We start from the raw sequence: 2489 nt of genomic DNA on the forward strand, positions 1-2489 counted from the left end.
ACAGGGGAGATTGGGATGCAGCGCCTTCAAAGTGGAGAACAAATCACCTTCGCCGCGAACCTTTCACATCGTCCCGCTACCACCACCGTCGATGAAGTTTCGGACTCGCGCGGGCCAAATCGGGGATCGGCATCGCAGCCATGCGATCGATCTCGTCCCGACGGTTGCCAAGGTTGAAAACAAGGCATAATTGCCCAGACATCCAGCTGCTTCGGAGGCTTGCTATGACTTTTGCTCAATCGGTCGGTGCGTTCTTTCGTCGGCTGAAGCCGTTCATCCTGCTTTTCCTGTTGACTCAGTTCCTCGTCAGGCTGGCGCTGTCGCTGGTTTCGGCCAAAGACCTGTCTTTCCATCCGGCCGACTGGCTGGTTCCTTTCTTCACTGGCTTCTGGTTCGATATCGTCACGCTGCTTCCAATCCTCGTGGTCTTTCTCCTCTTCCCGCTGCTCCTGCCAGTTTCGTGGGCCGGAAAGCGGTTTGACCGCGCAGTTGGGCTCTCGGGCTTCGCAATCTTCCTGTTTATGATGGTCGTGCAGGGGGTCAGCGAGTATTTCTTCTGGGACGAATTCACGACGCGCTTCAATTTCATCGCGGTCGACTACCTCGTGTACACGCAGGAAGTGATCCAGAACATCATGGAGAGCTATCCGGTGGTGCCGCTGCTTGCCGGCATCGGCCTTTTGGCGGTCGGCGGGGCCTATCTGCTCCGCCGCCAGGTGAAGGCAGGCTTCGCGCCGCATCCGCCGTTCATGAAGCGGCTGGCGGTCTTTGCGACGATAACGGGAATGGCCGCCGCCGGCGTGTTGGTGACGCCCGATTCGATCACACGGCCGATGCCGAGCGCGATCGCCCGCGAACTCGGGGGCAACGGACTCTACGGTTTGGTTAGCGCCTTCTTCTCGAATGAGATCGATTTCGCGAATTTCTATCGGACTATGCCCGAGAAACAGGCGGCCGAACGGACACGCGACCTTTTAGCGGAAGATCACGAGCCGTTCGAAAGCACCGATTTAAACGACATCACGCGTGACATTCGAGCCGAGGGGCCGATGCTGCGCAAGAACGTCATCTTGGTCGGCATGGAAAGCATGAGTGCGGAGTTCATGGGCACATTCGGTAATCCGAAAAGACTGACACCGAACCTTGACCGGCTGGCGTCTGAAGGCCTGCTTTTCACGGAAATGCGGGCGACCGGCACGCGCACCGTGCGCGGGCTTGAAGCGATCGCGCTCTCAGTCCCGCCGACCCCGGGGCAATCGATCCTGCGTCGCCCCGGCAACGACAATCTCTTCACCATTGGCTCGGTGTTCCAGGATTCGGGCTACGATACGCGCTTCCTCTATGGCGGCTACGGCTATTTCGACAACATGAACGCGTTCTTTTCCACTAACGGCTTCGGTATCGTCGACCGCGCTACGATGGCGGCAGGCGATGTGCATTTCGCCAATGCGTGGGGCGTTAGCGATGAGGATCTCTATGACGAGGTGATCCGCCAAGCCGACGCCTCGGCGAAAGCCGGCAAGAACTTCTTCAGCTTCGTCATGAACACGTCAAACCACCGGCCCTTTACCTATCCAGCTGGCGCCATAGACATCCCATCGCCGGGCGGGCGCGACGGGGCGGTCAAATATTCCGACTACGCGATCGGGGAACTGGTCAAGAAGGCATCGGCGAAACCGTGGTTCAGGGATACCGTTTTTGTCTTTGTCGCCGATCATACGGCGAGCGTCGCAGGCAAGGTCGAGCTCGACATGAACAAATACCACATACCGTGCATCATCTGGTCGCAGGGCTTTGTCAAGCCCCGCCGGATCAACCGGCTGGCGAGCCAGGTGGATATTGCGCCGTCGCTGCTTGCCCTGCTGCAGGCTAGCTATCGCAGCCGCTTTTTCGGCGACGACCTGATCGAAGCGGACGAACCGGAGCGGCCGGTCTACATCTCCAACTACCAGAAGGTGGCCATGATCCTGCATGGCCGCACGACGATCCTTGAGCCCAAGAAGCAAATCGTCCAGATGAAGGGTGAGGAGGTGCAACCTGAAAGCGCCGTGGACCACAACGCGGTCGAAGATACCGTAGCCGTCTATCAATATGCCTCGCACTGGCGCGATATTTCACGCCGCATTCCAAGTGTTCTTGACAACGGCACGCTGGCACTCGGCCGGTTCGGTGTGCATCGCCTGCCAAACCCGAAGCGACGCGCGCCTCCGTCCAGGACCACACCCACCATACCTGTGCGCTAACAAAGCCACCGTGCCACAACGTCTTAGGAATGCCAGGTCTGCTCCGGTGATCGCCAAGAGGTGTGAGGACCTTAACAATCCCTTGCAAGACCCTTCGTGGTGGCAACGGCAATGGCCGGAACGGGTCCAGCCTGTCGTGGAAATACGTTGATTTGATAACGTGATTCCCGATCAGCGAGGTGAGTCGGGCTAAAGCGGTTTGTCGAGGGCGAGGATCGCCGGCAAGCGGCACTGCTTCCCGAGTGC

The 2489-nt window shown here is 58.9% G+C and carries 2 protein-coding genes; both read left to right on the forward strand.

Annotated elements, in window-relative coordinates; genetic code table 11:
* Positions 1-190 (forward strand): hypothetical protein (locus tag AC0L2K_RS34745; RefSeq protein WP_473533632.1); only part of this gene is annotated, 190 nt, incomplete at its 5' end.
* A 34-nt stretch (positions 191-224) separates the two neighbouring features.
* Positions 225-2243, forward strand: a complete 2019-nt coding sequence (locus AC0L2K_RS34750; RefSeq protein WP_473533633.1) for an LTA synthase family protein — start codon at positions 225-227, stop codon at positions 2241-2243.
* Positions 2244-2489 lie beyond the last annotated feature (246 nt).

Source organism: Mesorhizobium sp. WSM4817, from assembly GCF_055811135.1.

Coding starts and splice junctions, on each gene's coding strand:
- AC0L2K_RS34750 (WP_473533633.1), top strand. CDS start 225: ATGACTTTTGCTCAATCGGTCGGTGCGTTCTTTCGTCGGCTGAAGCCG.